Annotated in this window: 23 protein-coding genes and 1 pseudogene; 3 read left to right on the top strand and 21 right to left on the bottom strand. The window is 56.7% G+C overall.

Annotated features, from left to right (window positions below):
- On the top strand, positions 1-316 hold a 316-nt coding region (locus AC3B8H_RS06110), incomplete at its 5' end, for a PEP-CTERM sorting domain-containing protein (RefSeq protein WP_488440726.1).
- 63 nt (positions 317-379) lie between these two features.
- Here the strand turns inward: AC3B8H_RS06110 and AC3B8H_RS06105 are convergent.
- The 4 genes and pseudogenes from AC3B8H_RS06105 to traF all read right to left on the bottom strand — a co-directional run.
- Positions 380-490: pseudogene (locus AC3B8H_RS06105) on the bottom strand (IS3 family transposase); the annotation flags it as partial.
- Positions 491-1,012: 522 nt separating this feature from the next.
- The gene (locus AC3B8H_RS06100) at positions 1,013-4,654 is read right to left on the bottom strand and encodes a conjugal transfer protein TraG N-terminal domain-containing protein (RefSeq protein WP_488440725.1); all 3,642 of its coding nucleotides are present in this window, start codon (positions 4,652-4,654) and stop codon (positions 1,013-1,015) included.
- On the bottom strand, positions 4,651-6,099 hold the full coding sequence (locus AC3B8H_RS06095; protein WP_488440724.1) for a conjugal transfer protein TraH: 1,449 nt from the start codon (positions 6,097-6,099) through the stop codon (positions 4,651-4,653). Before AC3B8H_RS06095 ends, AC3B8H_RS06100 begins: the two co-directional genes overlap by 4 nt.
- A gap of 31 nt (positions 6,100-6,130) precedes the next feature.
- Positions 6,131-7,093 carry a conjugal transfer protein TraF gene (gene traF, locus AC3B8H_RS06090; protein ID WP_488440723.1) on the bottom strand — a complete coding sequence of 321 codons (963 nt, stop codon included), beginning with the start codon at positions 7,091-7,093 and terminating at the stop codon, positions 6,131-6,133.
- A 107-nt stretch (positions 7,094-7,200) separates the two neighbouring features.
- Between traF and AC3B8H_RS06085 the strand changes: the two genes are divergently transcribed.
- Positions 7,201-7,725, top strand: coding sequence for a hypothetical protein (locus AC3B8H_RS06085; RefSeq protein WP_488440722.1), 525 nt, complete (start codon positions 7,201-7,203; stop codon positions 7,723-7,725).
- Between the two features lie 129 nt (positions 7,726-7,854).
- Here AC3B8H_RS06085 and AC3B8H_RS06080 read toward each other — a convergent pair whose 3' ends face one another.
- From AC3B8H_RS06080 to traL, 17 genes are all read right to left on the bottom strand, one after another.
- Positions 7,855-8,409, bottom strand: coding sequence for a S49 family peptidase (locus tag AC3B8H_RS06080; RefSeq protein WP_488440721.1), 555 nt, complete (start codon positions 8,407-8,409; stop codon positions 7,855-7,857).
- Between the two features lie 60 nt (positions 8,410-8,469).
- Positions 8,470-8,820 carry a hypothetical protein gene (locus AC3B8H_RS06075; RefSeq protein ID WP_488440720.1) on the bottom strand — a complete coding sequence of 117 codons (351 nt, stop codon included), beginning with the start codon at positions 8,818-8,820 and terminating at the stop codon, positions 8,470-8,472.
- A gap of 5 nt (positions 8,821-8,825) precedes the next feature.
- A complete protein-coding gene (locus AC3B8H_RS06070; RefSeq protein ID WP_488440719.1) occupies positions 8,826-9,845 on the bottom strand; it encodes a hypothetical protein in 1,020 nt (339 codons plus the stop codon).
- An 11-nt stretch (positions 9,846-9,856) separates the two neighbouring features.
- Positions 9,857-12,646: a conjugal transfer mating pair stabilization protein TraN gene (gene traN / locus AC3B8H_RS06065; protein WP_488440718.1), complete on the bottom strand. Its 2,790-nt coding sequence runs from the start codon at positions 12,644-12,646 to the stop codon at positions 9,857-9,859.
- 1 nt (position 12,647) lies between these two features.
- On the bottom strand, positions 12,648-13,700 hold the full coding sequence (locus AC3B8H_RS06060; protein WP_488440717.1) for a TraU family protein: 1,053 nt from the start codon (positions 13,698-13,700) through the stop codon (positions 12,648-12,650).
- Positions 13,693-14,859 (bottom strand): TrbC family F-type conjugative pilus assembly protein, encoded by a 1,167-nt coding sequence (locus AC3B8H_RS06055; RefSeq protein WP_488440716.1) that lies wholly within the window; start codon positions 14,857-14,859, stop codon positions 13,693-13,695. Before AC3B8H_RS06055 ends, AC3B8H_RS06060 begins: the two co-directional genes overlap by 8 nt.
- On the bottom strand, positions 14,843-15,370 hold the full coding sequence (locus tag AC3B8H_RS06050) for a S26 family signal peptidase (protein ID WP_488440715.1): 528 nt from the start codon (positions 15,368-15,370) through the stop codon (positions 14,843-14,845). Before AC3B8H_RS06050 ends, AC3B8H_RS06055 begins: the two co-directional genes overlap by 17 nt.
- A complete protein-coding gene (locus tag AC3B8H_RS06045; protein ID WP_488440714.1) occupies positions 15,357-15,662 on the bottom strand; it encodes a hypothetical protein in 306 nt (101 codons plus the stop codon). The genes AC3B8H_RS06050 and AC3B8H_RS06045 overlap by 14 nt, the downstream gene beginning before the upstream one ends.
- Positions 15,652-18,051: a type IV secretion system protein TraC gene (gene traC / locus AC3B8H_RS06040; RefSeq protein WP_488440713.1), complete on the bottom strand. Its 2,400-nt coding sequence runs from the start codon at positions 18,049-18,051 to the stop codon at positions 15,652-15,654. Before traC ends, AC3B8H_RS06045 begins: the two co-directional genes overlap by 11 nt.
- Positions 18,044-18,238: an RRXRR domain-containing protein gene (locus AC3B8H_RS06035; RefSeq protein ID WP_488440712.1), complete on the bottom strand. Its 195-nt coding sequence runs from the start codon at positions 18,236-18,238 to the stop codon at positions 18,044-18,046. The genes traC and AC3B8H_RS06035 overlap by 8 nt, the downstream gene beginning before the upstream one ends.
- 126 nt (positions 18,239-18,364) lie before the next feature.
- Entirely contained in the window at positions 18,365-18,676 is a 312-nt protein-coding gene (gene traA / locus AC3B8H_RS06030) for a TraA family conjugative transfer protein (RefSeq protein WP_488440711.1), read from the bottom strand.
- 117 nt (positions 18,677-18,793) lie between these two features.
- Positions 18,794-19,348 (bottom strand): TraV family lipoprotein, encoded by a 555-nt coding sequence (locus tag AC3B8H_RS06025; RefSeq protein WP_488440710.1) that lies wholly within the window; start codon positions 19,346-19,348, stop codon positions 18,794-18,796.
- An 11-nt stretch (positions 19,349-19,359) separates the two neighbouring features.
- Positions 19,360-20,121 (bottom strand): DsbC family protein, encoded by a 762-nt coding sequence (locus AC3B8H_RS06020; protein WP_488440709.1) that lies wholly within the window; start codon positions 20,119-20,121, stop codon positions 19,360-19,362.
- Between the two features lie 29 nt (positions 20,122-20,150).
- Positions 20,151-21,479, bottom strand: coding sequence for a TraB/VirB10 family protein (locus AC3B8H_RS06015; protein WP_488440708.1), 1,329 nt, complete (start codon positions 21,477-21,479; stop codon positions 20,151-20,153).
- Positions 21,480-21,488: 9 nt separating this feature from the next.
- Positions 21,489-22,379: a TraK protein gene (locus tag AC3B8H_RS06010; RefSeq protein WP_488440707.1), complete on the bottom strand. Its 891-nt coding sequence runs from the start codon at positions 22,377-22,379 to the stop codon at positions 21,489-21,491.
- Complete coding sequence (locus AC3B8H_RS06005; protein ID WP_488440706.1) at positions 22,366-22,983, bottom strand: TraE/TraK family type IV conjugative transfer system protein; 618 nt, start codon at positions 22,981-22,983, stop codon at positions 22,366-22,368. Before AC3B8H_RS06005 ends, AC3B8H_RS06010 begins: the two co-directional genes overlap by 14 nt.
- Positions 22,980-23,261, bottom strand: coding sequence for a type IV conjugative transfer system protein TraL (gene traL, locus AC3B8H_RS06000; RefSeq protein WP_427501818.1), 282 nt, complete (start codon positions 23,259-23,261; stop codon positions 22,980-22,982). Before traL ends, AC3B8H_RS06005 begins: the two co-directional genes overlap by 4 nt.
- Positions 23,262-23,559: 298 nt before the next feature.
- Here traL and AC3B8H_RS05995 point away from each other — a divergent pair, with 298 nt between their 5' ends.
- Positions 23,560-23,742 (top strand): heavy metal-binding domain-containing protein, encoded by a 183-nt coding sequence (locus tag AC3B8H_RS05995; RefSeq protein ID WP_427501816.1) that lies wholly within the window; start codon positions 23,560-23,562, stop codon positions 23,740-23,742.
- Positions 23,743-24,181: the final 439 nt, after the last annotated feature.

Below are 24,181 nucleotides of genomic sequence, written 5' to 3'. Positions count from 1 at the left end.
ACCGACCATCAACGAGCTTGGTCGATTGTTCTACACCGAACTGAACGGCACTGTAGGCGGCGGCATACCCAACACGACCCATTTCACCAACGAGCAAGCCTATGCATACTTTTCGGATACGGAATACGCGCAAAACTTCACTGAAGTTTGGGTCTTCGTTACTCAGCGTGGCTTCCCGAACCACTACGATAAGCTCAATCAGAACTATGCATGGGCTGTCAGTCCCGGCCAAGTTTCCGCCGTGCCGGTACCGAGCGCTGCCTGGCTGATGGGTGGCGGCCTGTTATGGTTTGTTGGTAATAGGCGTCGCCGCTAAATTCGCGAGCGAATTTTTTTATCGTTAAGGGGTTGATCTTGTCCGCGTTTCACAGACAGATAGCTAAGAGACCTGTTTAGTTTCAAAGGCTTCAGGGGATAAATAGCCCAATTTGGAATGAAGCCGTTTGCGATTGTAATACACTTCGATATACTCGAAGACATGCTGCTGGGCGAAAGCCAGGGATAAAATGGGTACAGTCCGTTCTCAGCCGCATGGATTTCATCGTGGGTAGCAATGGTCACTCAAGTTGGCCGCCGCGCAGGCGGCTTAGTAGAAAAACTTCTAAGCCTGTCAGGCAGCGCATTTCTGTCAAAAGAAATTGAGAATAGATACTAGGCGAGTAAAATAATGTCTCACATGAATTCAGCTGTTAAGCCTATTGTTCCGTAGCATCACGAAACTCTATTTGCCTGACCATGATTAGACTCAACAATCAGAATACATATCGACCAAAACGCCCGTCACAAATTGATGACGGGCGCATCGCTTGTCCGCATTGCCAACGCCGAATTGTCCCGTATGTGTATTTTTCATACGGCGTGGCCATGCATTCCGTTTGTAAGTTGTGCGGAGGGACAGTTCAGGTTTTTCGAGAAGAAAGAAAAAAGTTGACCTGGTTTGAGTTATTCGCCAGTTGTCTGATTTTTCTATTTATTTTTGTATTTCTTGTTCAGGCATGTCACGACTATTCCATTAGGATGGCCTCAGTACCTTTTTGACATACTCTTGCGTTTCTTTGAACGGCGGCACGCCATTGTGTTTATCAACACTACCCTCGCCGGCGTTATACGCCGCCACCGCAAATTCTAAATTGCCGTTATAACGGTCAAGCAAAAAGCGCATATATTGCCCCGCCCCATCAATCGCTTGTTCTGGATCCTCCCGATCTGTCACACCGAACCGCGCCGCCGTGTCCGGCATCAGCTGCATCATACCTTGTGCGCCCTTCGGCGAAAGCGCATGACTATTGAACGCTGATTCAGCGGACGCCATACGGCTTAAAATCCCGTCAGGCAACCCGTATCGGCTTTCCACTTGCTCGAATAGCGGCTGTAACGTCTTCGGCGCCACTAATGAGCCGGCACTACTGTTTTTTTTTACCGCGTCGTTGTAGTTGCCGATCGAACGAGCCAAATCCGGTCTGTTTTGCGTCGCAGCACGATTGAGCAATTCGGCGATATCACCACCTAACTCCGGGCCATGCTCGGCAACCAATTTTTCACGTGCTGCCGCAGTTCCTGCGCCATCACCAATACCGAAATCAGCGGGTCTTAATCCCATTCCGGTTTCCGTGAGCGCCGCTGTGTAATACTCCAGTTGGCTAGGCGTCAGGTGGTGAGCGACCTCATTTCCCTTGAGGTCTCGCCAGGCTTTAACAGCTTGTTCGCCTCCCTCGCCCGCCTCATTAAAAGCTTTTTGGGCCGCAGTCGCATAACCATCGCCCTCCGCAAGATGATTGGACATCGAATCGAAAAATGAGCCAGCAGTACCATAGGCCTCACTTCCCAGTGCTTCGATTTGAAGTCTCGAACTATAAAGCGCCCCTGCCGCAAAGTCGTAATTCATTTCACCCACCGATTGTTCTCCCCTCGCTAGATGCGCTATCTCTTGGGCAAAATAGTCAGCCTTAGCCCCCGCCATTTCTGAAAATTCAGATTGGGTGCCTACCTTGAGCTCACTGGTTTCTTTATTATGAAAATCGCCGACTTTCGCATCGCCAGCGTTCACCTCACGGCCAATTTCGCCCATCCGAGCATTGACGTGTCCTGGCAAATTGCCGGCCGCTCCCCGCGGGTCGACCACGCCGGCGCGATCAAATTGCCCCCGCGCGTCGCCGTAAGCAGGCGCATCGGCTTGAAGTCCGGCATTCTTGTGCGGATCCGCCATTTGACCGGTTTTCGCCGCGAACGCATCGCCCAGCAATTCAAATCCGGACGCTTTGGCTTGTCCCGCTTCGGCTCGATTCATGTTCCGGAATCTCGCCGGCGAATGTCCGGTCAGCAATGACAGGCCGGCCGCCGCGTAGGCTTGATCCTTATCGGCGATCAAGCCCGACTGGCGCCATTCGCCGGCCAGGCTTTGCGCATCCCCACTTAAACCGAAGCGCAACAACTCGTTATTCAGTCGGCTCATTAAACCGGGGTTTCTACTGATCGCGTGTCCGGATTCCAGCGCGCCGAATTGGGCGTTCGTACCGAGGCGGCTTTGCATCGACGAGGTAGCGCTATAGGCTTCCGACGCGGACAGCACGTCGTTCGCTGATGATTGCAAACTTTGCAGGGTTTGGTTGTTCAAACCCAGGGACACGACTTCGCGGGTCCCGGACTGCGCATCGGATGCCACGCTGCGGGCCAAGTCGGTTTGAAACCCGGCATCGTCGGTCAAGCGCGTGGCCATATCGTTGGCGATTTCGTTGGAACGCGAGCTATTGAGTCCGAACTGACTTTGCAACCGGTCGCTGATGTCGCCTCTTATTCTGTCTTTTTGGGTTTGTTTGTCATTCCTACGTCCGCCGCTCTCCCCGTCTTTTCGAGGAAACCCACTTTCGCTCGCGGCCAGCCCGCCAGACAGCACCGACGCAAATTGATCCGAGGTCATATTGGTATCGCTGTACCGTTGCGCGTATCCCTCCCCTTGACTGCGCATCAATTTGTCGGTTTCGGACGAGCTGCTATTGAGCCGCTGTGAGTAACTGGAGCCGGTCGAGGCGTCGCGATTCGAGGCAACACTATTGCCCGCCGAATTCGCCAGCGAGCTCATGAATTGTGTGCCGGCCTGGCGCATCCAGTTTGACGAGGACGAGACCGCTTCGGACACGTCGCTTCCAACATTAAACGTGGGCAAGACCTTCTCGGCGCCGGCTTGATGAGCCCCTCTCAAGGGCGCATGGGTATAGGCCGACTGATTGGCAAACACCGGGGCCGTGGCCAACACCGCCGGCGAGCCCGCACGCTCGTCAATATAATCGCCGCTCTGCATGCGGCCCATGAAATGGGTGGCGGTCACCGACCCGCCATAGACCAGCATCAAGGCGATCGCCGGCGTCGACGACGCCAGCATGCCGCCGATCGCCACCCAATCCTGCAGCACCATGTCCATCTGGTAGATCCCTTCGATCGAGGGAATGTTGAAGCCTTGCGCGTCCAGCGCATCCAGTTTACCCAGCGCTGACATGTTGATGTATAAATTGATGACCGCCATGATCGGCATCCACAGCTGGATCCATAGCAGCATTTTAAAATACTGGCCGACCATCGAAATACCGGTCGACCCCAACATCACCGCGAACACCATCAACGGGGTAATGGCGTAGCTCAAACCCTCGATCCAGGTCATCATCGGCCGGACGATTCGGGTAAACAGCGTTTGTTCCGCCGCCCACTGCATATTTCGCTGCTGAATCGATTGATGGACCATTGCCGCCTTGTTCCACTTCAGGCCATCTTCATAGCGGCCGACGATGCCTTTTTCGAACATCGGCACGACCAAGCTGGACAACATATAATCGTTAGCGCTGATGGTGCTATTGGATAAGGCCGATAAGGCATCGCTAATCCGGGTGCTGACATCCTCCGGCCGGGTGAGGTTTAAGTTGTGTTGCAGCAAATCCTCCAGACCGGTAATCGCATACTGGGTCACGTAATCGTCCAAGGCCACGTAGGCATCGGTACAGGTCAAAATCTGCGGACCCGACCCCAGATAGACCTCGGTGGTGTAGATTTTGGAGTTAAAGCGGATCGCCGTCATCACATTCGAGGTGCGCATGATCGCATCCATCGTGTTCAAGTTCAGATCCACGCCGGTTATCGTGCATTCCTTGATGTAATTAACGAACGAGGCTTCCAGATCGACTTGGGCCGTTGGCGAATTGGCTTTGCCCAAGGTAATCCGCGACAACAGATTTTTTCGGACCGCGATCAGGGTGTTTAAGGGATCGGCAAAGCCGTGCTCGGTCATACTGGGGACCGCGAAAGCCTGCTCGAACAAGCGCGTCAGCCGGTAACCCATATTGGACATGATCGAACCGGCGACCGCCGGCCCGAACGGCACGTGGTTGACCACCACCACATTGCCGGAATAGGCGTCTTCCACTTTGACCTGCACCCCCGGCGCAAACAAGGCGGTATAAATCAACATCGACGCGAACACGTCCTGATAGCGAATGCCACTGGCATTGAATTGGGTCAGACCCCGCAACATCACCAGCATCACCCCCAGCGAGGCGCCGACCGACGCCGCCGCCTTGTAATGGTCGGTTTGGGCAATCATCGCGATCGCATTGAGGATCGCGGCCAGAAACTGGGAATCCCCGATGGAAAAGATTTCATAGCTCATTTGGTCTCCTCGTGGGTGGGATACTGGGCGGCGGATGCGCCGGTTTGTTCGAATTCCGCGTAATTGCGGGTTTGGGTGGCTTTCATGATGCTCGCGTAGAACTCGAGCACCGCCTTGATATTGCCGTGGCGCATCGCTAGCTCGGTGGAATCGGCCTCGATTTGTTGCCGGGACACGCTGAGGGTGTCGGCTAATTTGGCGGCGTAGGCGCTGTCTTGCAAGGAGGCGGCATAGCGGGCGGCGTCGTATAAGTTTTGAATCATCGCTTGCGCCAGCTCCAGCGCGATCGCCGGCGCCGCGTCTTCGGCGAATAGCCGGGCCATGCCGTAATCCTGGCGAGCCATGTTGCGGATCATCGCGGCCACGGCGCCCGGTACCAGCTCCATAAACGCCTTCTCATCCGCGCTCAGATCGCCGGTATTGGTGCCGAATTTGTAGACCAGGCCCGGTTTGACGCTATTGCCGATCAATAAGTCGGTCACACGTTTGCGTAGACCCACCAGAGTCGTATCCTTGATGGTGGGATTTAGGCAACCGTCGACGTCGGTGGTGTCGCACTCGTACATTTTGACTTGGTTGTAACTGCCGCTGCCCGAGCCGTTGAGTAGTTCTTTAATGCCGATAATGCCATTCAGCGTTTCGACCGGGTTGGTCTCGCCGTGGCCATCCGGGGCTGAGGTCGGTTCGTTGACGATGACAGTACCGCTGATGCTCATCATGGCTTGCAGCAAGTCGACGCCGCCGAACTGAAACCAGTTTTTGGCGCCTTTTTCGTTGAGCGCTCGCCAGACCAAATTACCCTGAATGATGGTCTTCATTTCGGTCGCGGCGTTGTTTTTCACTTGCTGCGTTGGATCGCCCTGGGTACTGGTATTGGTCAGCGCGCCGAACACGTCGGTAATCCCTTTTGAAAACGAGATTTCCGACTTTTGCATTTTCTCGGTCGCCGACGCCGGCAACAAGCTGGTGGCATCGTTGACGATCCCTTGCGCCAATTGGCAGGAATTGGAGAACATCTGATTAAGATCTTGAATCCGCTTTTGCAAGCCGGACATCAGCACCCCGCACTGGTTACACATCGAATCGATGGCCAGCTGGAAGGCGTAGCCGGTGGCATTGGCCGCCACCGACCGCATCAACGTGATGAATTGATCCTTGTTGATAAACGAAAAGCTGCCACCGAATAAATCGATCCCACCGCAACCGGCGCTAAACGATGGCGGCATGAAGGACACCAGATTGGTTTCCACGATCTTGTTGCGCGAGACGACCGAGCCGCCGGTAATGACGCCGCGTCGCTGCCCGAGGTGTGCGGTTGGCGTGGTGACGTTGGTCATCGTCCCAAACATCGCGTCCATTTCCTGTTGCAAATCGGCGAAGACACTGGCCGGGAGCACCAGCATCAAGGCTAGAAGAAGAATCCGCGTCGTGTTCGAGTGCTTCATATCAGCTCCGAGAAGGCATATAAAAAAGGGATTAAGGCCGTAAGGGTTCCCGGCGCAACGCCTCCACCAAGCGGCCGGCGTCATTCATGACGGGTTCTGTCAAAACCCCGGCCTCCGGCAGCAGAAACGAGGAATCGGTCACCCCGCGCGCCGTGTTGAACAGTGGTTCGGAAATCCAGCCGGCGTGTTTGGCCGATAGCAACACCCGCGAGGTCAAGTCGTCCAGCGAGACCACCCCTTGTGCGACGGGCAAGATCTCGTTGGGCGGTTTCATCAAGAACAGCGCCGGCGTGGAGATCACCCCCAGGGCCTGGGCTTGGCCGGTATCGGTCCGAAATTGTTTATAGAATCCGGACGGCATCGGCTTGCCGTCCAAGGACACCGGGTACACTTTGAAACCGAAGCGTTGCTCCAATACGCTTAACAACGGCGCTTGCGCCTCGCAAAAGTGGCAATCCGAACGAAAGAAAAACAACAAACCGGCTTGTTTGGCGATGGTGGACATGGCCTGCTCGTTGGCCTGGGTGGCCCGTTGATTGGCGGCATTCGAGGCGAAGGTGGCCAGCGGCCGGCGGTTGTTCTCGTCCAATCGCGGATCGGCCATCACCACCCGTTGCGCCACGTTGGCAAAGCGCTGGGCCTTATCCATCATCACCCGTTGCAGGTAGTAGTACGCCGCGACGTTCTGCTCGGTCGGGCTGTCGATGGCGGCATCTTTGTAGTGTTCGAGGTTTTTCCGAAACCATTCGGCCGAGAGATACGCCGGCGGCTGCGCAGGCTCGGGGGGTGGAATCTCCTGTTTCTGAGGATGCGATGAAATTTTTTCCTCTGTCTCGGACGGACTGGGCGTTTGTTCTATACTGGGTTCCGGGGATAGCTCCCGCCAGAACCACCCGCGTTGTTTATCCAGAAAAAAAGACGGTTCCCCCTGATCGGACCAGACCGGGCAAGGCAGCAGCAATAGGCAACACACTGTGAGTAAACGTTTAAACATGATTCCAATGTCCCGATTTTTTGGTTAAACCCGCCGGCCAGGCGCTCTTCAAAGCCCCCGGCACGAGTCCCGACCCCCGTTTTTAACGCCTTTCGCGAGTATCATTCATGACTGAATACGCCGACATCCGCTTGTCGCAAGACGAATATTTACTGCTCCTGGAATTTCTCTACCTGGCCGATAAATCCGTCCGTAGCGCCGAACACAAACAGGTCAAACACACCGCCCCTTATCGCGCGCTGATCGAGAAGCTGTTGAGCTACGCCGACCTCCTGGACTGCGGGCATTCAGTCGTCGATCTGCCAGGATTCCCGCAGCGCCTGATCGCCGACACCTTCGAGTCCAAACCCATTTACCAAACCTTCCGCGAATCGCTCGGCGAAGACCAATTCTGGTTGCAGCTAGCCCACGCTTTAGCCGTTAGAGATGTCGACGCCGAACCGGGCCCGCCCCCTCACGACATGACCGCTGCCGAGAAAGAAGCCTTCGAAGAGCGCCGCCTGTTCAAGCAAGCCGAGAAGCTCCTCGAATGGCGAGACGAACTGCTTCGAAACGGCGTTAGCCGCCTGACGTTGCGCGCCCCGGATGCGTTCGACGTGATGACGGAGAAAACCAAAGCCCACATCAACTGATCGCCCAGGCCACCGACTTATCCACAAAATCTGTGGACAAGTTTGTGACAAATGGGCGAAAAGCCCCCAATCGATCTACCAATTCAAACAGTTAGCCCGCTGCGTAACATTTAGGCAAACCGCCGCCGACTAATTCAGCGTCGCCGAACCCAGCAAGGCAACCAACCCGGTCAGGGCGGAAACCAGCGCACTGAGCGACGCCCGCGCTCGTCCCCACCGGGTCAGAAGGTCTTCTTGCTGGGTGTAATCGACGATTTTTTCGAGTTTCAGGGTTTGCTCGGCCACGCTGCGCCGATCGCCCATGCCGTCGATCAAACCAAGCGCGAGCGCATCCTCGCCGCTCCAGACCATTCCGGAAAACAAATTCGGATCGTCTTTCAGGCGTTGGCCGCGATGGGTCTTCACCACGGCGATGAATTGGTCGTGTACGTGCGACAACAAGGTCTTGATCTGATCGACCGCTTCGGGCTCCGGCTCGGAGAACATGTCGGCGAAGCCTTTAAATTTGCCGGCGGTGTACAAACGCCGCTCCACGCCGAGTTTTTGCATGATGCCGGTAAAACCGAACGAGTCCATCCGTACCCCGATCGATCCCACCATACTGGCCCGGTTGGCATAAATTTCGTCACCGGCCACCGCCACGTAATAGCCGCCGGAGGCGCCTAAATCGCTGATGACGGACACCACCTTTTTGTCCGGATACTTGGTTTTGAGCCGTAACACTTCATCGAAAATCTGGCCGGCCTACACCGGGGTGCCGCCGGGACTATTGATTTCCAGCATCACCGCCTTGGATTGCCCCTGCGCAAACGCCGTGCGCAAACTGTCGATCACGCTATCGGCATTGGTGGGGCTATCCGGGGCGATTTCGCCGCTGATCCGTACCATCGCGACATGCGGATCGTTTCGGCTAACCAACGTCTGCCAGTTCGAATAGATCGACAAGCCCAAAAACCCCAAGACCGTCAACAGCGAGAGCGTTTTAAACGCGGTATTGACCCGTTGGGTCTTGCGCATGACGGCCGTGTTGTCTTTAATGATGTCCAGCAACCCGTTGATGGTCGTATCGTTGACGGTCGTATTGTGTTCGCTCATGGTCTTTACTCCAAAATTTCATAGTCGATGGCATTACGAATATCCACCCAATAACTGGGCTGGGAGATCGCAAATAAGCGCCCTTTCCAGGCTGCCAAGTGTTGCCCGTCCGTGAGATTCCAGGCGAACAGCCAATGGCCGTCGGCCGTCATGTGCCGCAGCACTTGGCGAGCCTTGGGGTTGTCCCAGGCAGTGTGTTCGGCATCCTGAAATTGCCGGGTAGGATCGAAAGTGGCCGGCACCGGCGGCGCCCGGCGGATCACCAGGCTATGGGCGGTGCCCTGGTTATCGTCTTTATCGGTGGCACTCTGCAAAATGGCCGGATACCCTAAGAGCGCATCCCGCACCGGATCGCGCGGCGCCGGCTCGGTATCGGCCAGCCGCAAGATCGCCCACAAGGGTTCGCCGCCGCCGGCCAGGCTATACACCCGCCAGCGGGCGCTTTGGTCGTCGCCGCAGTGATCCACGCAAGTCGCGGACAAGCCGGCTTGCTGGACAGCGGATTCGAAGCGGCGCAGCATATCCAGCCGGGCCGTCACCGGAATACTCAGCGCATTGGCATAGCTTTGATCCATGTACAGCCGACCGTACACCTGATAAAGATCGGCCGGCTTCTCGGACGGCGTTAAAAAACTCAGCGCCAATCCGGCCATCCCGATGCCGGTCGCCACGTCCATCCCAGCCGGGGCGAGCGGCGCTCCAGTCGCCACCGCCCCGACAAAGCTGGCATCCTCGGCCAGATTACGGATCGTATCGCTCGAACCGGCCGGCTTTGCGGCCACACCGGCATTTTTTGCCTTGATCCGTTTGGCATTGACTTCCTGGTACATCAAATCCTGTAAATCTTGACGTTTACTTCGGCTGCCAAGTAGGTCCCGTAGCAAAAACGAGATTTGGTGGGCTTCATCGGCCGGCAATACTCTTTGTTGCGCGGCCGGCACGTTGAGCGGGCGGGCGACCGGGGCGCAAGCGTTGAGGGCGAAGGCGATGGCGATCGCTAACGGGTACTGGCAACGTCGGGGCATGGCTCTTTTCCTTAAGGGTTGGGTGAAGTGGGGACCGGTCCGATCGACCAGCCTTGTTGTTCGGCGTCTTTGCGGGTCTGGTTCATATCGATATCTTTGAGCCGCAGCACGTTGCGGTCCCGGCTGTTAGTCCGGTCGCCGTTGTAGTTCAAATCCGAACCGGTACCGGTCAGCACGTCTAACGTCAATTTGTCCGGCGTCTGGGTCGACGGCAATCGGCCGGTACTGGTCAGGATATGGATCCATTCGTTCAAGTTAACCTGGCTCCAGTTAACCTGTTGCAGTTTGCCGATCGGAATGCCTTCGCACTGCGGCGTCTTGGGATTGCCAAAACTCATCCCCAATTGCGGGCGAATCTGTTCCTGGAGGATGCGGGCCAGCGGCGAGTTGAAGCAGCAATAGGCGTAGTTTTGCTGAACGCATAGCCCGAGGATTTTCGAACCGCAGTATTGCCCGATGTAACTACAGGCTTTCACCGAGTTCTTGGCCATCAGATCGTATTCGGATTGTTCGCACTTATAGATCATCTGCACGATCATGTTCATGATCTGATAGATCGCGTAGGCAATCATGATGACATTGAGTAGGGTGCCGATGTAGGCCGCGCCGCCGCCCAATTGCAATTCGCCGCCGGCCGCGTTCAATTCGCCGGAGCTATTGACGGCTTCGGTAGTTCCCTGTCTGGTGGAGGCACTGAACAAGGCATTGGCCGCTTCCGGCCCGAACACGTCGGCCGTCCAGGACACCATTTTTTCCATGGCGGTATTGCGCAAGGAACTGATGACGTCCAAGTACGCCGTTTTGGTGAAGCTGGCCGTGCATTCGGAACCGATGTTATCGACCACCGAATCGAGTTCGGCCAGCACGTTGTCCCAGGCGGTTTTGGCCGGGGTATACACCCCGTCGATGTAAGGATCCGACAGGGTCTGCCAGGCGCCGCGGATGAGATTGTCTTTATCCAACCGCATGATCACGTTGTGGGTCTTGCTGACCTTGTACAGCAAGCTGATGTACTCGCCGATGCCGATCGAGCTGGGCGAAGTGCAGCAGTCGATCGTACTGGTCAGATTGACGATTTTGCAGGAACCGCCCGTGCCTTCGAACACCGTGCAGGTGGTGACGTCTTTCTCGTCGACGCATTTTTTGTCCATCGCCGCTTGTTGCGCCGAGTTCAGCGCCGCGACCGCGTTGGCAAAATCCTGGCTCTCGGTGCGGGTGATGTCGACACATTCCTCGCCCATGCAACGCACCGTCTCGCCACAATCAGGCTTGGCCACCGGGCTCGCCGTAATCACGCCAAATTGCTTACCGCAATCATAGGTGTCCTGCGACAGCCAACACTTGCCGCTACGACCGATGGTGCCGTCGACGCATTCGGATTTGATAAATCCGCACCCCTTCGCCTCCAGGGCCTCGCAGGTTTGAGGGACTTGGCTTTCGATATCGCTGACGCATTGCTTGACGCCCTGCGCATTGGTCCAGCACGGCAAATTGTGCGGATTGCAGCTGGCGGTCATCGTCGCCTGGGTACAAGTCTCCGGGACGCCGGCGAACGGCGCATCCTTGAAATACGGTTCGCACACCGCCATTTGGCCGGCGGAGGTCGTGATGCTGATGCAGTATTTGCCGTTGGTTAACGTTCCCGCATTGATGTCGCAAGTGGATTTGACGTTGGTACACACCCCGTCGTCCACGGCTTTGAGCAGGGTCGAACAGGCTTGATCGTTCATCGCCCACTCGTCCTTGATGATGAGCTTGGCCGGATCGTACCGAATCGTGATTTTGGCATAAGCCTCGCCGCAACCCGACACCAAGGCCTTGATGTTGAACTTCAAAGCGCCGTCTTTTGGGGTCTGCGTAAAGTACGAGGTCACATCGAAGTTCGGTCTTTTGCTCCAGTTGGTGTTCATCTCGCACACCGACGCGGTGCTCCAACCATTATTGCCCTGCCACACTTGCTGATCGTCAATAAAAATGCGCATGTAGTCGTCCCAAAGCGCGCGGGTAATCGTGGCCGAGGTAATGGCTTCGGGGTGCTTGACGATGTATTCGCTGGCCTGCTGTTTCTTGGCGCAGCCGCCCGAGCACCAGTAATTGTTGCCGACTTTGCCGACCCAGATATCGACACAACCGTCGCCGCACGAGGCGATCTTGGTCTCCCCTTGCGCCGGTAGAATGACCGGTTCCAGCACCACGTCATGCGTCGCCACGCAGCGGCTGTTGATCGGCGGGGTGCGCCGGCACATTTGGTCATCCGGTCCGGTACCGGCACCGAGGTTTAACGTGGCCTTGACATCGGTTTTACAGTCGGTAAAAAACCTGCCGAACACGTCCTGGTGCTGCATCACATAATCGGTGGTGCCCCACAGCGGATCGTTGTACACATCCGGATGCGCGCGATTGGCCGACTTGATCAAGGTCCGATACGCTTCGCCGGTCTGACTGACCTGACTTTCCATCGTCGTTTGCATCGCGTTGCCGGCTTTGAGCGTGGCGGTGTTATCGCCGTACAGCTGGGTAAAGGTGGTGGCATTGCCGGATTGCGAATCCGGAAACAAATCGCTGATCGGTACCGAAAGGTCCTTGCCGGAATGGGGAAACAAGGTCAGGGTTTTTTGATCCGCGCTCAGCGTCGGCATCACAAAGCCGCTAACGGCATCCTTGCCGGCTTTCTGGCCCAGTTTGGCCGACTCGGTCATCGTGTCGGCCACCACGGCATGGGTCGGTACCCAGATCAGCAACGCGATCAAGCCACGGCAGATCGCGCGGGTGGAGGTGCGTTGGGTAAATTCGATCGCCATGTTAAAACCCGATACAGCAGTCGGTGAACCGCCACAAGATATAGACGTGGTTTTCGCCGGCGCCGGGGTAGGAATGCCCCGCTCCCCAAAGCAAATCGCTTTCGCCGATGGCATGTTTGGCATCGGTATCCGCAACCGGATAGAACATCGTGGTCGCATATTGCGATTTGGGAATGAACGGCGAAATCGTGCCGCCGCACACCTGCGCGTCGCCGACGGTTTTGTGCGCCAGGCCGCGCCGATGCAAAGCCGCCGTAGCCCGCGTCAACAATAAGCTGGTCTGACGCGGGGCAATGCCCTCGCCGGGATGGGTATGCCCGGATAAGGGATAAATCCCACCCCAGGCACCCGCGCACCAAAACATCTCATCGATCGGCTTCCCCGCGGACGCCGAGATCGCATCGGCCGCACACGCCGCCAGTGCGACCGGGTTGGCAAACAGCACGACTTCCGGATTGGTGAAGAACGCCAGCTCATCGTTATTCCAGGTCGGATCCAGTTCCGAGATGTACATCAAGTCGAAGTCCTTGTAACCGTCGGCGAAACAGCGGTCTTCCCAGAATAGATCGAGCATGACGTATATTGGGAAGGCGTAGTAGTGGTAATTGACGAAGACGGTTTCGTCGGTGTCATAGTTAACCGGCGACGAGCCGCCCCACAAGCGTACGGTCGAGCTGTTGATCTTGGTGCCGCCCAAAGTGGGAGCGCACCAAGGATTCGGGACCAACTCCACCACGCGGGCCGGCCCCCAATAGCCCATCGTCATGCCCACTTTGGGTATCAGATCCTTATCGTCGCAGACACAAAACACCTTGCTGGTCGCCGCCGTGGGAATCAGGTCGTCGCCCATGCTCTCTTTGGATTGGGGCGAGCGAAAATCCAACACCCCGCCGGCTAGACGGATCGGGAACAGGCAGCCCCAACAGATATCGGTAATCAATTTACCGGACCACAGTTCGGCGTCCGGACACAAGGCGTCCGCCGCGTGCGTTTGGCTCGAACACAAGCCAGCGCATAACCACAACGTCAAAAGCGCGACGCGTACTTTACTCATGACGAGCCACCGCAATTTCTCTGACCTTGATCCGATGGCCGTCTTGCTCGACCACACTGGGCACCGCTTCCAGATTAAAACGCTGCCGCACTTCGGCAGTCAGCAAGTACACCGGCTTGCCCAAGCGTTCCTCCAGCGCGTTAAAAGCCTGCCAGCCTTGGTCCCGGTCCATTCCGGTAATCAGGTACGTCACCGGCCGGCCGGCCACAGCCTGCCCTTCCCGCTCGGCTGCCGCGACTTGGGCGGGTTGCGTGGCATCGAACACCACCAGACGCTGGGTAAACGGCAGTTGACTCAGCGGGTTGACGCGCTGCCCTTGCCGAACGATGAGCTGGCCGTTGGGTGCGGTGACGTCTCTCGGGGCGGTCACGGTGATATCAATCAAACGCTCGCGGTCTTGGGCAGCCGCCCCCAAGGCTAACAGCGGGGCCTTTTGCCAAAAATGGGCTTGGGCAGCGCGCTTTTTGGCCGCCCAATCGATGCCGACCATCCGCTGTTTCATCACCTCGATCAAATCCGGCTCGGCAATCGCGTGGGTATCGCCGTGTACACCCAGATCCAAGACACGATCATCCGGCGCCGGCCGGTTTTTTAACTGCGTCTCGAACCAGGCGATATCGCTGACCCCTGCGACCTTGGCCAACACCCGATCGCCGGCTTCCACGGTCAAACTCGGGACCAGCTGAATGCGTGCGTGTTGAAACCGGGTCGGATCCAGTTCGATAAGCGGGATCTTTTGCGCGTCCAGGGTTTGCGCTAGCCCATGAATCTCGCGGATGAAATCTTGCACATGTTGCCCCTCGCGAATGCCTCTGAACACCACTAACACATCGTCTCGGCCGGCGGCGGCTTCAAACAGACGTAACAGTCCGTCCCGCCCCAACGAGGTCGACGCGTACAACACATAATGCCGACGCGGATCCCGGATCGGTTGGGCGAAGGGTTGCGGCGACGGGGCTGCCCGCAAGGTCGCCAGGGCTTGCGCTTGGGCATGGGCCGCGTGCGGGTTGCCGTCCAACCAGGCCGGACGGGCGGTGTGCGGCACCTGTTGCAGTATCGCCCGCGACCGGTCTAAGCCATCGGTATCCGCACGAGTCACGTGCGAGACGGCTCCGATCAGCGCGACACCCAAGGCAATACGCTTAAAACGGCAACGCATAGACCTTCCCGATCAGTTGATCCGGATGCACCAGTCCCCAATAGCGGGAATCGAAGCTGTTAGGCGTGGTGCCCGTAACCCACAACTCTCCGTCCGCAACGAACTCAGTGCGAATAAAGACGGATGCGGACTTGCCGAGTTTGGCCGACAAGGCCAAGCCTTCCGAGACCACGGTATCGTTGACCCGCGTGTCCTTTACCCCTACCCGTACCGTATCACCCGGTACGCCCGTCGCGATCTTGATGACGACGTGGGTAAACAAAAACCACGGCGCCATCGCCATCCGTTGGTCGGCGACGAACGCCACCAAATGGTCCCGCTCGATGGCTTTGTCGTAGGTGTCGATCAGAAACCAACGGTGATTGCCGGGCAAACACTGATCCTTTTGATCGTCGATCCCCACCCGGAACCGATCTTCCAGATAAGCCCCTCCGATCAGAATCGCCAGGAGCGCGGGGAGCGCGCGTTTCAGCCAAAAGGCTTTTTGGTCCAGGGGTCTAGTCGTTAACATACACGTCCTCCGGCGCCCCGACCACTAAATTGCCATCGACCACCACGAAACCGGAGGCCGCCAGTTTGGCCACTTTCGCTTGCCAGGCTTGCATCGCTTGCTCGATGGCCCCCTGGCTGGCGTCTTTCGGTAAACCGCGCATCCAGCCGGTCCGATCGATGACGAACACCGGCGTCAACAGATTCAGTTTGTCCAGTTCGGCCGATAACGAATGCCGCACCAGCCAATAGCTGGACGACACGCTGAGGGCGATGGCGGCCAACGCCACGGCTAGTAGGATTTTAAGCGACATGGCGGATCTCCGGTGGTTGTAATAGCTGTCGGATGGCGGCATCGGTCGTGAGCCCCTGCCGCTTGAGGTTTTTAATCGCATTGACATGCTCGGCTTTGGTCGAATACAGCAAGCGCTTGTAGGGGTCGACCACCAGCCGGGCAATGCCTTGCCCGTACTCGGTGATGAAGAAAATTTCCGAGTACACGCCGGGAACGGTGTGAACCGATTTGAGCAATTGAAAGGCCCCGTCGGATATCGGTAGGCGGTTCTCCGCTCGGATGGCTTCGAGCGCTTCGGGTTTTTGGCCCAATAAGTACATATTCGCCGAGTTCTCGACGATGGCCCTCCCGGTCGGCGAGCGGTACAAGTCGTTGACCGATTGGGTGATGGTGACCGCGGCGCCGCCGTATTTGCGAAACCGCCGATAGCCGTGTTCGATGAAGGTGGCGGCATCGCCCATGCTCAGCAAATCCCAGGACTCGTCGATAATCACGATCTTGCGCCGGTCGCGCTCGCCCAGATACATTTCCTGCTGGATTTGGTAGATCAATTGCAGCAACACGACTTGTTGCAAGTGTTTACGGCCCTTTAACTCCTCCAGTTCCAACACGGTAAAACTGTTTTCGAACCGCACATTGTTGCGGCCGTTGAAAAACCGGCCGTATTCGCCGGCCAAGGTAAAGGGGAACAGCTGTTCGCCGACATCCATGAGCCGCTGATCGGCTTCCGCGCGCAAGCGCTGGGCGATGTCATCGACCGTCATCGTTTGCGCCTTTTCGTCCCAAAGACCTTTCAGGACCCGCTTTAAGCCGGCGGTCTGAAAGTCGCTAAGCTTTTCGGTCGGCGCCGCCATCGCGGTGACCAAACCGGCCACCACGTCGGCCTCGTCTTCCCAACTTTGCACCAGTTCGAAAGGGTTGAGGCAAATCTGCTTGTCGGCGGTAAACTCCATGAATTCGCCACCCAAGGTATCGGCCAGATTCTGGTACGAGCGGCCGACGTCGATCACCCAGATCTGCGCCCCTTCGGTCAGGTAATTGACGATTAGTTCGTTGGTTAAGAACGATTTGCCGGAGCCCGATTGGGCGGCGATGCAGCAATTGAAATTCGAGCCGGAATCGAACAGCGAGACATTGACCAGCTGGCCGCCCCGCGATACAAAATTCAGCACCGGCGAACCGGTACCGGCCCAGTCGGCGAACAAGGGCAATAGCGGAATCGCGTGCCGGGTCGCCAGCGTGATATAGCGGTTACTGACTTGCACCTGGCGCAATTCGGCACCCAGCGGCAGACAGTTCAAAAAGTAGGGCAAACAAAAATAGCGGTCTTCGAGCAGTTGGAAGCCCAACTCCCGGTAGTAGGTACGCGCGTTGGCCACCGCTTGGGATTCTTCCTGCGGGTCGCAAAACAGCACCATGCCGAAGTAAGCGCGGATGGGACGATCGCCATCGTTCAGCGCCTCGAACAGCAAATCGAAATGGTGCTTTCGCACCGCTAGTTGCGGGACAAGGGTCAACAGCGGACCGACCGCCTGATTGGCGGTGAATTGACGTTTGGTTTCCAACTTCATCCGCGTCGCTTCCGAATCCGGGTAATGCAAGGTCACCGTCAGCAACACGTTGTCCCGAATCCCGCGCGCGCCGCTCAACAGATCCCCTAAATAACTGAGCGCCGAACCGAAATAGATTTGATCCGGAAAGCGTTTGACCGACAGGGTTTTCACCCGTTTGTTGCCCAGCGTCACGCCGGTCACGTCGACCGCCAGTTCGTTATCGAAGTCGAATAACTGTTCGCGGATCAACTTGCGCGGATCGCATTCGGGAACCACCAGATCGTGCCAACTGGCTTCTGGCTGCCAATTTAATAAGGTATTGAGGAGTCGCACATACACGTCGGCCGTCAGCGTCTTCGGTCTCAATCCGATGGTGGCCAGGGCTTGAGACGAGGCCAGACGCAACTCCGTCGCTTGCTTCATCTCTTTGACATTGGGTTTGGCGCCGGCCAGCGGGAGTTTGGCCGTGACCAGAACATGAAACCGCCGGACCCGCGTCGCCAAGGCGGCGTCGATCGCATGTTGCGTCGCCCCGCGCAAATAGTCCACATTGGATGAAACCAGAGCTTGATACAGCGGGTTTTGTTGCTCCAATCGCCGCGTTTTCAGGGCCGCCAGAATAGTGTCGATATCCGGCGACGCCCACAAGCTGATTTGGAGCAAGGAATCGATCGGCCATTCCTGGTTCAGCAAGACATTGATGCGATCGGCAATCGAGGGATCGTTACCGAACAAGGGCTCGCACAGAAACCCGAAGCTAAGACTCCGGTCTTCCCCCAAAAACAGCTGCGTGTCCGGGTCAAACGCCAGGATGGAAAAAAGCTGGTCGATTCTGTGATAGTTGAGCTTAGGCATTGGTATGGCCGTTGGGTGTGTGATTTAACTGTATGGAAAAAGGTTGCTTCGTTCGTACCCGCGCGCGTCGGTTTTTGACCAGCTTTCTGGCTTTCGCCGCGTGGCACGGCGTTAGCGTCGTCCCATCGCAATCAAACACCGCCACCTTTTCCCTGCCATTGTTATTTCGCCGAGGATCCGCTTTCATTCGCCATCCCGAAAGTTAGATGGCGGTTGCCCGCCGAACCTCGTGACCGATCGTGTGTCGAACATCACGCAACAGCTTGCGGATTCAAACTTCGGTCACGGTTTATCGATTGCACAATCGATAGGATTACAACGTGGCCGTGACGATCGCGTTGATAATGCCAGGCGCGGTAAACAGACCCAGACCCGCCGCCACGCCGACCGCAAAGCCCATCAGGGAGTTACGTAAGACCCCGGCAATCAGACCGACGATGATGAACGCCGATGCGATCAGTTTGCCCAACGATCCTTGCATCCAGTTGGTCAACAAGGTGTACACGGCGTTGAACTCGGTACTGCCGGTACCGGCGAACGATTCGGTGGAGAACAGAAACATGCCGGCGACAGCCGCGAAGGCAATCAACAACTGGATCGTGGATTTTTTTTGCAACATTTTCATAGTGATACCTTTAAACACAGTGAGTCAATGGGCGTTAAACCCTGATCTCGGGCGCGGCTACGCCCGGTTCGGCGATCTAACGCCCTACTCACCGGTTAAAGGTGGTCAATTCGTTGACTAAAACGGCGATCTGGCTTTCAACAGTGCTTCAAAACCCTCCGGCATCTTGCCAGCACCGCCCGGCATTCGTTTACCCTCCGCCAAGCCCTCAAGATCGAGTTTGTCCTTTTTTGGCGGATCGCGTTGTTCCACTTGCAGCGCCCGCAATGGTGGATTTTGGGTGACGGATTTCTTGCCGATCATCCAACGCCTGGGCTCTATCTCGGTAAACACGTAACCCGAGACGTTCAAATCGCCGTCTTTGTCCTCCCAGGGCGCCACCCAAATTCGCATCACTTCCGACGGCGTGCGGATCGGCGTCGGGTCTTCGATATGCGGTACCGGCGGTCGCTCGGGTCCGGCCCCGGTCAGTGTCGGCGGTACCGGCCGAGTCGCACCGTTGCCGGCCGCGGCGTCACTGGGCGGCGGCAGGTTGTCCGTGGCTTGATACGCCAATTCGGTCGACATACAAATCGGATCGTCCGGCATCCCTTTACAACCGTAGGAATCGGGAATCAGCGTGCAGCCGCTCATCAGCGACAACGTCGATAGCCATAGCATCGGTCTAAACATGTCTCTCCCCCTTAGGGTTTTGCGGTTGCAACGGTCTGGGCATTTCCGAGCCAGGCGGCTAAATCGTCGGGGACGCCTTTATGCGTACGGCCGTCCTGAGCGATCACAAACGGCACCGCGCTCAGCCCCAACAGCGCCGAGGTGATCAGCGTTTTTTGCATCGGTTCCTTATTGCAAGAACCGGGGAGTTGCTCCGGCAAGCCGTTGTAGGCCTGATTCAGCAATGCGTCTTTCGCCTTATCCTTGTCCTGGGTTTGCAGCATGCAGCCGATTTTGTTGACCAGGATGCTCGACTCAGGTCCCAATACCGCGATCGGAACGATCTTGAAGGTATACCGATCGGCCAGCGCCGGCAGCTGCTGTTGCAGCTTTTTGCAATACGGGCACTGCGGGTCGACGAACACCACCACCGGGGTTTTACCGTGGCCGACCACCACCGGTCCCAGCTCGTCGATATTGAGCTTCATCTCCGCCAGGGGAATCCGGTTCATCACCGCGTCGACTTGCTCGATTTTGGTAATCGGCGTCCTTGACCAGGTGTCCATCAACTGCCCTTTGAAGGCGAAACGACCGTTGCGGGAGATGAAATAGGTTTCGCCGTTCGCTTCCACCATATTGAAGGCATCAATCGGTAAGGCCTTCATCGCGGTAATCGCGCCTTTGGCAAATAACGCCGCTTCGGTCGTCGTCGACCGGGCGGGCGGGTTTTGGGTGGCGGGATCCGCATAGCTCACGCTGGACGCCAACAATAAAATGGCCGGTAGAAGTTTCATGGACGCTCCATTGATAGATACCTGTATGACTAACCTTTTTCGAGCAATCGCAGTTTGGTACCGCGTTGCACCACCAGATTGATTTTGCGGGTGTTGTCGATTTCGATCACCGGGAACAGGTTCTCGGCATAATCGATGTAATAATTGGCCAAACGCTCCATCGCGTAACCCGTCCCGCGTAGAGCCCCTCCCTCCATCGAATCCTGGCTGAAGGAGCGTTGGAAAGGGGTAGTCGCCACCCCGGCCGGCCCCGCCAGGGCCAATACCTGCGTTTGGGTGCGGCCGAACATGTCGGAAAAACCGCGCAGAAAGCCTGCCAGCAACGCATTGCGCAGCAAAGCGCCCTGTTTGCTGACGAAGCGGCCGCGTATGCCGACCTTGCCGTCTTCGCCGACCGCGTACGCATCCAGCGGGACTTCGATGACGCCGCCGTCTTGGCGGACGCACGAAATGGACTCGGCGCGGATATAGGCCCGTTCGGAACTGAGATCACCGTAACCGGAGGACACCACGAAGCATTCCTTGACATCGGCGGTATAGCGGTTCGGCAAAATGGCGTCGGTTTTCAGCCGAACCAAGACCGGAAAGGGGTTCTTCTGAGCGCCGTTGCCGGTCGGCGCATCCATTCCGTTGAGCAGATTGCCGGATAAAATACTGCCCGCCGGTATCAGCACACTCTCTTGTTCGGCTTTTTTGGTGTCGGCGACCTCGGTTTTTTTCTTGGCCTCAGCGTCGGTAGCGGGGGTTTGCTTAATCACCCGGATTTGCAAGGCATTGCGATCGGCATCCTTGACCGGATTGGCGGGGACCGGATCGGCGGGCATCGCCGTCGGATCCTGATAAACCCGCGGATTGAACAAGGCGTCGGCCGGGTTGACCCGCTCTTTGACCGGATGCGGTTTTGTCGGCGATTCGGGCGGCAACACCGCTTGCGAGCTTGACAGTTCGGCTTGGCCTTCGGTTTTCAAACGCTCGACTTCGGCCTTCAAGGCTTCGATCTGGGTTTGCGCGGTTTGACCGGTTTGGTCGGCCAACTGTTTGATCCGTTGCTGATCGGAGGCTTGATACTGCAGATTTTGGTTAGCCATACTCTCCAACAAGCCGCGTAGCGTATGTTGTTCGGATTGCAATTGCCGAATCTGCGCCCCCAAGCCGTCGATACCCAAGGACCGGGGGTCCGAATCCGTGAAGATATGCCGGGCGATGTCCTTCTTGGCGCTGCCGGATGTGGGCGGCGGCGCATCCCCTAATAGCCCACTGATCACCACCATCAGCGTCACCAGAATCCCCGTGACGACGATCATCCGTTGATGAGCCGGATTCAGAGCGTCCCATTTTTCGAGTATCGCGTGTTTCATAGCGAGCCCTTAATGCAGTAGCGACGGTCTAATTTGCTCGTCGGTGATGCCGCGCTGCTTCATCACCACAAACAACTCGGTCGATTGTCCGGGCTCCAACCACACCTCCGGCCAGGCGGCTACCGCCACCACGTCGCTGACCCCGGCCCCTTGGCCGACGCACGCGCGCTCATCGAGCTCGACCCGCTGCGGCGTGGTATTGACAGTTTTGGCGATCAGGATCGTGGTATGGCGTCCGTCAAAGGCTTGGCCCACCGTGGTTTGGATCCCGGCCTGGTCGCAATAAACGGTTTCGTTGGCCGTCACCGGTCGGCCGCTGAACCCGCTGGGACTTTGCATCAACGCCAGCTCGCGCAGCGTGGTTTTGAGCTGGGCGATATGTTCTTGCTGCACGGTATCGTCGCTGTCGCCGGCTTTTTTAGACGCCGGTTGCGACTGCGCCAGACGCGAATACTCGACGCCCGCCAATTCCAGGCGTATCTCTCGGGGCGGGATCAGTTTCGGCGCCAAAGTCAGGGAAATGGCGAGCGCTTCGTTTTCGCCGGGCGTAATATACAAGGTCACCGGATCCTCGCTATTGCTGGCGACGTACACCACATTGCCTTCCACTTGGGTTTCGGCCCGGCTGACCGTTCTGACCCGCGGACTGGGAAACGGGGTCACGATTCGGTTCAGATGGTTTTGCGCCACCGTCACAATTTCATTGATGCCCGGCGAGACCTTGATGGTTTGCGGGGTGATGCCGCCGCCGGTCGTAGGCTCCGGGGCCGAACCGGTCTTTAAGACGCTGGCCGGCACGGGGGGCAACGCCACCGCTGAGTCCTCCGCAACCGCGGCACCGCAGCTCAGTCCCATCAGGCCCATCAGGCCCATCATCAGTACGAAGTTACGGATTGGCATGCGTCGAGGCCTCCATTTGTCTTTGCATTTCTAAATACTCTTTTGTCTTAGGCTCCCCCTGATACACATTCAGGTCGGTGACCACCGGGTTGTAATTGACGATGGCGATCTGAAATTCGTAGGTGCGGTAGGCGGCTTCCGGTTTGTCGTTAGGGCCTTTGGTCGTCAATTGACCGGTCACGAACACCTTGTGGGTGTCCTGTTCGTAATAGACTTGATTCGGCGTGAACGTGGTCGAGATTTTGTCGATCTTCAACGCATTGATTTGGTCGTGCATCGCGTTCACGGTTTCTCGATGAATCTGTGACGACAACAGCGGCGAGACCGAATCGGCCACGAAATCCAGGGTGTTCGGCGTGACGTTGCCGAGCAATTGCGCCAGGAACAACCCCCAAGCTTGATAGGTCTTGGCGGAGGCATCCTGCCGGGAAATTTCCACTTTCTCGGTCAGATTGGGCGGAATCATGATGACCGTCCGTTCGGTTCGGAGCGCGGCAAACGCCGTGACCACATTGGTGACCAGTAACCCGATCAGCAGGTACCGGTGCAACCGGTTTTCGGCCTGCACAAAACCCCAGGACTCTAAGAACACGTTCAGCTTCATTGGTAAAACCGCCGGATGTAGGGATTGGGAATCGAGATGGCGCCGGTCGGCAGCAAGCCGATCCAATAAAACGCATGTACCAGAAAACCATTCGGCCGGTTGTCGGTGAAGCGGCGGATGAACTTGATCACGAAGTAGGATGCAATCAGGCAATACAACAAGTGGTCGATGAAGATGCCGAGCAACATCATCGCCACCACAATCACCAAATCGTGAGCGGTCCAAATCAACAGGATCGGTGGTTCGTCGATAAAGCGCGGGATTTTCGTCGGTTCCATGCTAGCCTCCAAGGTAGGTGACTATTGTGCACAAAACAAAAAATAAAACCCGCTGGCTAGATGCTTTTAAAACGCATCTTCCCAGCGGGTTTTTCTCAGGAATATGATAAATGGGCCGTTTTGTTCGAGAGAGCGACCATGCTGGTAAGCACTACACCAGAACTAGAAGACTATTTATCGTCGACTACTTAGGGATTGTCAGTAGCGAAGCCATACTAGGCGCCAACGTGTTTGTCTCCCTTTTTGCAAGCTGGCTGTAGCTTTTTCGGCGGTCCATACCTAAGGGTACGAAAAAGAATTGAGCAAAACCCGCCAAGATGCGCTCGACCGCTTGGTCAAGCGTGCTCAGGCCTGCAGATCCAGTGCAATTGTTCGCGTTTCCGTGAACCACGAATTTTTAGCGATGGGAAAAGGCTGTCTTAACATGATCGTTGCTACTGGCACCGCAGTGACACTACATAAGTCATCGTCAAAAAACTAACGACAGCATAAGCGCCTAGCAAAAAAATTGGATGCATTCCGTGTTGCCAAGTCCAGTGAAAATGCGGCTTGGGAAGGATCGAAAACCCGCCTACTTATTGCTAAGCGCTTATATTTGATCGGAGATTCTGAAGGACAATGGTTTGCAAAAAACGAATCCTAGAAACTCTCACTTAATGGTCATGAAAGTACCGCTGTCTCCCCTGCAAATAGAGGCATTCTGGCACGATTCTTAGAATTAAAAGGGATATGAAGCAAAGAACTCAATAAAAATCCTTCCTGCTAACTTAAATTCTTTTTTACCTCTGCTAACTTCCGTTTACGTTCCAGAGCTTGATCAAAAGACTCGCCTGGTTTTGCCATACCGGATAACGAAGTCCCTGTGAGTCTTGCTATCACAGCTGCTCTAGTTTCTCCTGGTCTAGCTTGTCGATTTATTT

The sequence above is a fragment of the Methylomonas sp. BG-2 genome, from assembly GCF_057766305.1.
This window is presented reverse-complemented; position numbering and strand designations above follow the sequence as displayed.